General features: G+C 59.6%; 8 protein-coding genes. 2 read left to right on the top strand and 6 right to left on the bottom strand.

Going from position 1 to position 7901, the window contains the following annotated elements; translation table 11 throughout:
• Positions 1-343: 343 nt before the first annotated feature.
• The 6 genes from rfaD to rplU form a co-directional block, all read right to left on the bottom strand.
• Positions 344-1315 carry an ADP-glyceromanno-heptose 6-epimerase gene (rfaD, locus tag T370_RS0120320; protein WP_029436821.1) on the bottom strand — a complete coding sequence of 324 codons (972 nt, stop codon included), beginning with the start codon at positions 1313-1315 and terminating at the stop codon, positions 344-346.
• A 60-nt stretch (positions 1316-1375) separates the two neighbouring features.
• Positions 1376-2524, bottom strand: a complete 1149-nt coding sequence (gene proB, locus T370_RS0120315) for a glutamate 5-kinase (protein ID WP_005030501.1) — start codon at positions 2522-2524, stop codon at positions 1376-1378.
• Positions 2525-2875: 351 nt separating this feature from the next.
• On the bottom strand, positions 2876-3982 hold the full coding sequence (gene obgE / locus T370_RS0120310; protein ID WP_005030499.1) for a GTPase ObgE: 1107 nt from the start codon (positions 3980-3982) through the stop codon (positions 2876-2878).
• Between the two features lie 25 nt (positions 3983-4007).
• Positions 4008-4406: a hypothetical protein gene (locus T370_RS0120305; protein ID WP_029436820.1), complete on the bottom strand. Its 399-nt coding sequence runs from the start codon at positions 4404-4406 to the stop codon at positions 4008-4010.
• Positions 4407-4628: 222 nt separating this feature from the next.
• Positions 4629-4910: a 50S ribosomal protein L27 gene (rpmA, locus tag T370_RS0120300; protein WP_005030497.1), complete on the bottom strand. Its 282-nt coding sequence runs from the start codon at positions 4908-4910 to the stop codon at positions 4629-4631.
• A 25-nt stretch (positions 4911-4935) separates the two neighbouring features.
• Entirely contained in the window at positions 4936-5244 is a 309-nt protein-coding gene (rplU, locus tag T370_RS0120295) for a 50S ribosomal protein L21 (RefSeq protein ID WP_005030495.1), read from the bottom strand.
• A gap of 509 nt (positions 5245-5753) precedes the next feature.
• Between rplU and groES the strand changes: the two genes are divergently transcribed.
• Positions 5754-6041: a co-chaperone GroES gene (gene groES, locus T370_RS0120290; RefSeq protein WP_005030493.1), complete on the top strand. Its 288-nt coding sequence runs from the start codon at positions 5754-5756 to the stop codon at positions 6039-6041.
• Between the two features lie 66 nt (positions 6042-6107).
• Positions 6108-7751 carry a chaperonin GroEL gene (gene groL, locus T370_RS0120285; protein ID WP_005030491.1) on the top strand — a complete coding sequence of 548 codons (1644 nt, stop codon included), beginning with the start codon at positions 6108-6110 and terminating at the stop codon, positions 7749-7751.
• Positions 7752-7901: the final 150 nt, after the last annotated feature.

The raw sequence follows: 7901 nt of genomic DNA, 5'->3' as shown, positions 1-7901 counted from the left end.
CCCCGCCCCCTCAAACTCCCCCACCCCTCCCAAAGACGTCCGTAAGGGTCGGTGATGGGCTGAGAGACGGCCCAGTCCCGTTTGCCGGCCTACGTCTCCCGGTTCCGCATCAAAAAGACAAAAGGCAAGGAAACGAACCTTCCCTTGCCTTTTTCACATGATAAAACCCCAAAAACACACTGTCTCCTCTTCTCCCCCAACCACGGGGAAAACCAGCAAGAGGGATTCAATAAGTCCAAAAGTCTTTGAGATGGGAGAGGAGGGGTTTGGGGAGGGGAGGGAAGAACTTTCTACAGAAAGTTCTTCCCTCCCCTCCCCAATCTTCCTTCTTCTCTTCCCGTTCCTACAAATACGGATCAGGATTCATCAGATAATTCTTGATGTAGTCGGAGACGCCGTCCTCAAGGCTGTGGAACTGAATGTCGCAGCCAAGGCGTTCCAGCCACGCCATGTCCGCCTGCGTGTAATACTGATAGCGGCCCTTCAGCTCAACGGGCATGTCGATGTAGTTGATGTCCGGGATCTTGTCCATCGCGGAATATACCGAGTTGGCGAGATCGTTCCACGTGCGGGCCTTGCCCGAACCGATGTTCAGGATGCCATTGGCTTCGGGATGCTCCAGCAGCCAGAACATGACGTTGACGCAGTCCTTCACATACACGAAATCGCGCATCTGGCCGCCGTCGGGGTACTGCGGGCGGTCGGACTTGAACAAGCGGAGCGAGCCGGTTTCGCGCAGCTCGGTGAAAGCCTTGCAGGCCACGCTCTTCATCTCGCCCTTGTGGTACTCGTTGGGGCCGTACACGTTGAAGAACTTCACGCTGGCGATGCTCTTGAGCAGATTCTCGCGGTAGGCCCACAGATCGAACATCTGCTTGGAATAACCGTACATGTTGAGGGGACGCAGGGAAAGCGTGGTCAGCAGGCTGTCGGAAAAGCCGTGCGAACCGTCGCCGTAGGTCGCCGCGCTGCTCGCGTTGATGAGGCGCGCGCCCTGCTCAAGGGCGTAACGGCAGACCATCTGGCTGTAATGCAGATTGTTGTCCATCAGGAAATCGGCGTTGCGTTCCGTAGTGGATGAACACGCCCCCATGTGGATGATGGCCTCGACCTTCTGCGGGGCACGGCCTTCCAGCACCATGCGCCGGAATTCGTCACGGTGTACGTAGTCCCGGTACCGACGGTTGACGAGGTTACGCCATTTCTCGCTGGAAGCCAGATTGTCCACAACCAGAATATCGTCGATGCCCGCTTCGTTGAGCCGCCAGATCATGGCGCTCCCGATGAAGCCCGCACCGCCTGTTACGATGTACATGGTCACTCCTTAAAAATGCAATGACGCCGTCGGAAAACGGACGCTTCCGTTTTTTGTACGCTACAAGGCCGCATCCAGCAACAGATTGTCACGGTGCACCACTTCGGGGTAATGCGCGTCGCCGAGAATGGCGGCGACCTCGTGCCGTTTCAGGCCCCTGATACGCAGCAGATCCGCCGCATTGTAGTTGCTCAGGCCCACGCCCACCGTTTCGCGGTCATACACGAGCCGCACCAGCGCCCCCGCCTCAAAGCTGCCGTGCACTTCCGTAATGCCGCCGGGCAGGAGGCTCTTGCCGTGGTTTCTGACCGCATCCGCCGCGCCCGTGTCGAGGTACAGCGTCCCCTGCGGATCGGCCTGATACGCCAGCCAGTATTTACGGCGGGAAACCGTGCGCTGTTCGGGCCGTACCCATGTGCCGATGGTTTCGCCCGCGAACAGGCGAGGGATGACATCCGGTTCGCAGCCGGGCAGGATGGCGGTGGGCACGCCGAGCTGCGCCACCCGGTGCGCGGAAAGCAGTTTGGAGTACATGCCGCCCGTGCCCACGGAGGTCTTGCCGCCGCACAGGGTATCGAGATTGAGGGCCCGGACATCTTCGATGCACGGCATGATCGTGGCGTCGGGGGTTTCCAGCGGGTTGGCGTCCAGTACGCCGCCGATGGTCGTCAGGTTGACGAACAGGTCGGCCTCAACCGGATTGATGAGCAAGCTGGCGAGGTTGTCGTTGTCGCTGAACTTGAGTTCATTGACGGACACGGTATCGTTCTCGTTGACCACCGGGATGACACCCCAGTTCAGCAGTTCGCTGAACGTATTACGGATATTGAGGAACCGCGTGCGGTTCTTGAGGTCATCGCGGGTCAGCAAAACCTGCGCCGTCAGAATGCCCCGCTCGGCAAAGGCGTTGTCGTACAGGTGCATGAGCCGCCCCTGCCCTACCGCAGCGGCGGCCTGTTTGCCGCTCAATCCCACGGCGGCGGGTTCTCCGGGCAATTTTTTGAGCGCGGTCCGTCCGGCGGCCACGGCCCCGGACGACACCAGCACCACGCGGCGGCCCTGACGGCTCAGCACGGCGAGCTGGTTGACCAGATTGTCCAGCACGGGGAGGTTCAGTTCGGACCCGGTGCTGAGAACAGCCGACCCCACCTTGACCACTACGCATCGGGCCTCGCACAGCGTCGCGTCCCGTTCTTCCTGCCAGTTCATGAAGTACTCCGTATGATGCCGCCGGCGGGCTTGTGCCCACAAGGGGCGAGCCGCCCCTTGACCCGGCTTAATTGTCTGCACAACGCCCCGGTTACACCACAAATTCCCCTCGAACGCCAGTCCCCCGGCTCCTTGTTCCCCGCAACAAAAAAAGACGGGAAGATTTCCCGCCTTCCGCAATACAATAAAAACATCTTGCCTCTTCTTCCACCCCAGCCGGAACGAACTCCCGCCGCGCGGCCTCCCCACCAGTCGAAAGTCTTTGAAGAGGAGGGGATGAGGTTTGGGGAAGGGGAGGGGAAACTTTCTATAGAAAGTTTCCCCTCCCCTTCCCCAATAAATACTATCCCGCTACTCGGTCTCGCGCGTGTACACGACTTCGATGTCCGGGAACTCCTCGTCCTCAAGGACCATTTCCTGATAATGCAGCAGCGGCGCGTGGGCTTCCATTTCGGCGCGGAGGCTCCACATGGCGGCGAGCAGTTCCTCGACGCCTTCGCCCTGATCCGCGGACATGAAGAAAATCTCCCGCCCGTCCCTCGCGGCGATGGCGCGGAGGGCATCCACTTCCTCGGGCGTGCGCAGGTCGATCTTGTTGATGACCTGCAACTGACGGCGCAAACCGAGATCCTCGTCGAAGGCGTTCAGCTCGTCGTTGACGAGATCGAAGCCCGCCCAAGGGTTCTCCTCGGGGTTCACATCTTCGATGCTGAGGATGTGCACGAGAAAACGGGTCCGCTCCACATGCTTGAGGAAACGGTGCCCAAGGCCCTGCCCTTCACTGGCGCCTTCGATGAGGCCGGGGATGTCCGCCACCACCATACGCTGATCGGGATCGTACTCGTCGATCACGACGCCGAGGTTGGGCGTCAGCGTGGTGAAGGGATAGGCCGCAATCTTGGGCCGGGCCGCCGAAATGCGGGAAATGAAGGTGGACTTGCCCGCATTGGGCAGTCCGATGATCCCCGCGTCCGCAAGGATCTTGAGTTCGAGGCGCAGATTGCGCTCCTCGCCGGGTTCGCCGGGCTGCGCGAAACGGGGTGCGCGCATGGTCGAGGACTTGAAGTGCTCGTTGCCCTTGCCGCCGCGTCCGCCCCGGACCACCAGATATTCGTCGCCCGCTTCCGCAAGATCGGTCAGCATATGCTCGCCTTCGGGGGTCTGCTCGAACACGAGCGTGCCCACGGGCAGGTTGAGGACCAGATCCTCGCCCTTGCGCCCGTAGCGCTGGCTGCCCATGCCACCCTGCCCGTTCTGCGCCTCGTAGTGGCGCATGATGCGGAAGTCGTACAGGCTCAAAAGGCGCGAATCGGCGCGCAGGATGATGCTGCCGCCGTCGCCGCCGTCGCCGCCGTCCGGCCCGCCGCGGGGTACGAATTTTTCACGCCGGAACGACACGCAGCCGTTCCCGCCCTTGCCGGCCTTGACGCTGATTACAGCTTCATCCACAAAACGCATATGAGTATCCTGTTCCTTACATGAATTATATATCGCCGCCGCCCAGCCGCGAAAGCCGTTTTTTGCAGCCGAACACGGCCAAGGCCAACCCGGCCGCATAGATCACGCCGTCAACCGCCAAGCCGTACGCGGATACCGGTGGTATGCCCCGCTCAGACGCCCCCACCCAGACGAAAACCGTAGAGACGAGCAACGCCAGCAAGACGCCGCAGACGGCCTGAATCAGGGAAAACGTTTCCTTCCCTTTGAGTATCCGCCACCGGGCAAGGGCACAGGCTATCAAAAGCGGCCCTCCGCAGTAAACGATATTCCACAACGCCCCTTCGGACGCCCTACCGGAATTGGCCCACAACAACGCCTGCATACTGCGCCAAAAGGGAGCCAATACCCCCAGCTGGAGGGCGAACAGAAACACTTTGTTCATCGTATCTCCTTGAGCCTTGCACAATCGCATCGGAGGAGGGAAACGCCTTTCTGTGGAATAAAAAAGGAGCGGGGAAGGGGGTGCCGGGCCATCTTTGGGAGAAACGAAACGGGAGGGGCTGCCTTTGGGGAAAGGCACCCTCCGCTTTCTGGGGACGGCGCATACACCAAAAGGGAAGAAGCCTGACGGCCCCTTCCCTTGAAAAATCGTCTTTTCTGCGAGCTATTCGGCAGCGGGAGCTTCGAAAGGCAGAATGTGGACGCGCTTCTGGATCTTGCGCTTGCGAACATAGGTTTCGTACTTCACCGTGCCGTCGATCTTGGCGAACAAGGTGTAGTCGCTGCCCATGCCCACGTTTTCGCCGGGATGGATCACGGTGCCGAGCTGACGGACAAGGATATTGCCGGCGAGAACGGGCTGCCCACCAAAACGCTTCACGCCGCGGCGTTGTGCGTTACTGTCGCGGCCGTTACGAGAACTGCCGCCTGCTTTTTTATGTGCCATGAGGGGATCTCCTTACACTTCGGGCTTAGGCTTCGATGGCCTTCACCAGAATGGCGGTATAGTCCTGACGATGGCCCTGCAGCTTACGGGAATCATTGCGGCGCCACTTCTTGAAGACAAGAATTTTGTCGCCACGCACGTGATCCAGCACAGTGGCCGTCACCTTGGCATTTTCAACATAGGGCGCGCCGACCTTCAGTTCGGCCCCACCAACCATAAGCACTTTGTCGAGGGACACTTCGCTGTTCACGTCGGCAGCCATGCGATCCACGAGGATCTTGGTGCCTTCTTCAACGCGGAACTGCTTGCCGCCCGTTTCGATAATCGCGTACATTAAGAACCTCCGAAAAAAGAGAAGGGATAAGTACCCCCTTCTCCGCAACCTGTCAAGCGGATTGGTGTACTTTGCAGGTTCGCCCACGTGCGGTTGCTCTTAGGTGAAGGGTTCGTGCAGGCCAGCGGGCGCGAATTCCGTTTATAATCCTATTTCAAAGGATATGGCAAGTAGGCTAAAAGAGCCGCCCCGGAAAGGGAACAAAAAGAACAATTATTTACTGACAGTTATTAAAAAAAAGGAAAAAATGTAAAAAAAATCGTCGTTCCCCCCTTCCCAATGCGCGCAGGGGGATTATTTAATGCCACGAGAGGCCGGAACACCACGGCCCGCTTGCAAGGCTTACCCCCCCGGCGAGCGTTTTCCCCGATTTGAAACGAGCGGCCTCTTCCGCTACATCGGGGACACGTCCGCCATTTCGGAGAGCTTGCAGGGATTCCCCGCAGGCAGTCCGGTGATGACGGGGCTGGTTGCAACAAAAAAATACCTTTTTTGGAGGATAAGTCGTCATGAGTTTGAAACCTTTGAATGACCGTGTTCTTGTGAAGCGCCTCGAATCCGAGGAACGTACCGCCAGCGGCCTGTACATCCCCGACACCGCCAAGGAAAAGCCCTCCAAGGGTGAAGTGGTCGCCGTGGGCCCCGGCAAGCACGCCGACGACGGCAAGCTCGTTCCCATGGCTGTGAAGGTGGGCGACATGGTCCTCTTCAACAAGTATGCCGGCACCGAAGTCAAGATCGACGGCGCCGAGCATCTCGTCATGCGTGAAGACGACATCCTTGCCATCATTGCCTAAGCGACCCTTTTGCCGCTTGCGACCCAAAACATCATTCTTATTTAGATAGTTCTGGAGGATATTCTCATGGCTTCCAAAGAAATTCTGTTTGACGCCAAAGCTCGTGAAAAACTGTCCCGCGGCGTGGATAAGCTCGCCAACGCCGTCAAGGTGACCCTTGGACCCAAGGGCCGCAACGTCGTGATCGAAAAGTCCTTCGGCGCCCCCGTCATCACCAAGGACGGCGTTTCCGTCGCCAAGGAAATCGAGCTCGAAGACAAGTTTGAAAACATGGGCGCCCAGATGGTGCGCGAAGTGGCCTCCAAGACCAACGACATCGCCGGCGACGGTACCACCACCGCCACCGTGCTCGCTCAGGCCATCTACCGTGAAGGCGTGAAGCTCGTGGCCGCCGGCCGCAACCCCATGGCCATCAAGCGCGGCGTCGACAAGGCCGTTGAAGCCGTTTCCAAAGAACTCGGCAACATCGCCAAGCCTACCCGCGATCAGAAAGAAATCGCCCAGGTCGGCACCATTTCCGCCAACTCCGACGCCACCATCGGCAACATCATCGCCGAAGCGATGGCCAAGGTCGGCAAGGAAGGCGTCATCACCGTTGAAGAAGCCAAGGGCCTTGAAACCACGCTGGACGTCGTCGAAGGCATGAAGTTCGACCGCGGCTACCTGTCCCCCTACTTCGTGACCAACGCCGAAAAGATGGTCTGCGAACTGGACAACCCCTACATCCTCTGCAACGAAAAGAAGATCTCCAGCATGAAGGACATGCTCCCCGTGCTGGAACAGGTCGCCAAGGTCAACCGTCCTCTGGTGATCATCGCTGAAGACATCGAAGGCGAAGCCCTGGCCACCCTCGTGGTGAACAAGCTCCGCGGCGCCCTGAACGTGGTGGCCGTGAAGGCTCCCGGCTTCGGCGAACGCCGTAAGGCCATGCTCGAAGACATCGCCATCCTCACCGGCGGTGAAGCCGTGTTCGAAGAACGCGGCGTGAAGCTGGAAAGCCTGCCCCTGTCCTCGCTCGGCACCGCCAAGCGCGTGGTCATCGACAAGGAAAACACCACCATCGTTGACGGCGCCGGCAAGTCCGACGAAATCAAGGCCCGCGTGAAGCAGATCCGCGCCCAGATCGAAGAAACCACTTCCGATTACGACCGCGAAAAGCTGCAGGAACGCCTCGCCAAGCTGGTGGGCGGCGTCGCTGTGATTCATGTCGGTGCGGCTACCGAAACCGAAATGAAGGAAAAGAAAGACCGCGTGGAAGACGCCCTCAACGCGACCCGCGCGGCCGTTGAAGAAGGTATCATCCCCGGCGGCGGCACCGCGTTCGTCCGCACCATCAAGGTCCTCGACGACATCAAGCCCGCCGACGACGACGAACTGGCCGGCCTCAACATCGTCCGCCGTTCCCTTGAAGAACCCCTGCGCCTCATCGCCGGCAACGCTGGCCATGAAGGTTCCGTGGTTGTGGAAAAGGTCCGTGAAGGCAAGGACGGCTTCGGCTTCAACGCCGCTACCGGCGAATACGAAGACCTCATCAAGGCCGGCGTCATCGACCCCAAGAAGGTGGCCCGTATCGCTCTGCAGAACGCCGCTTCCGTGGCTTCCCTGCTCCTGACCACCGAATGCGCCATTGCCGAAAAGCCCGAACCCAAGAAGGACATGCCCGCCATGCCCGATATGGGCGGCATGGGCGGCATGGGCGGCATGTACTAAGCCACGGCTTGGCACAGCCCTCGCAGCCTAGCTGAATTAAGCCCCCGGCAACGTCATGTTGCCGGGGGCTTTTGTGTGTGCATTAGGGAGGGGAGAGGGAACCTTTCTAAAGAAAGGTTCCCTCTCCCCTCCCCAAACCCCACCCCTCTC

The organism is Bilophila wadsworthia ATCC 49260, from assembly GCF_000701705.1.
GTDB lineage: Bacteria > Desulfobacterota > Desulfovibrionia > Desulfovibrionales > Desulfovibrionaceae > Bilophila > Bilophila wadsworthia.
The sequence above is the reverse complement of the archived record's forward strand: the minus strand, read 5'-3'. Positions and strand labels throughout refer to the sequence as shown.

Bases quoted from the DNA above. Each gene is read 5' to 3' on its own strand.
- rfaD (WP_029436821.1), bottom strand. From the start codon at position 1,315: ATGTACATCGTAACAGGCGGTGCGGGCTTCATCGGGAGCGCCATGATC.
- proB (WP_005030501.1), bottom strand. From the start codon at position 2,524: ATGAACTGGCAGGAAGAACGGGACGCGACGCTGTGCGAGGCCCGATGC.
- obgE (WP_005030499.1), bottom strand. From the start codon at position 3,982: ATGCGTTTTGTGGATGAAGCTGTAATCAGCGTCAAGGCCGGCAAGGGC.
- T370_RS0120305 (WP_029436820.1), bottom strand. From the start codon at position 4,406: ATGAACAAAGTGTTTCTGTTCGCCCTCCAGCTGGGGGTATTGGCTCCC.
- rpmA (WP_005030497.1), bottom strand. From the start codon at position 4,910: ATGGCACATAAAAAAGCAGGCGGCAGTTCTCGTAACGGCCGCGACAGT.
- rplU (WP_005030495.1), bottom strand. From the start codon at position 5,244: ATGTACGCGATTATCGAAACGGGCGGCAAGCAGTTCCGCGTTGAAGAA.
- groES (WP_005030493.1), top strand. From the start codon at position 5,754: ATGAGTTTGAAACCTTTGAATGACCGTGTTCTTGTGAAGCGCCTCGAA.
- groL (WP_005030491.1), top strand. From the start codon at position 6,108: ATGGCTTCCAAAGAAATTCTGTTTGACGCCAAAGCTCGTGAAAAACTG.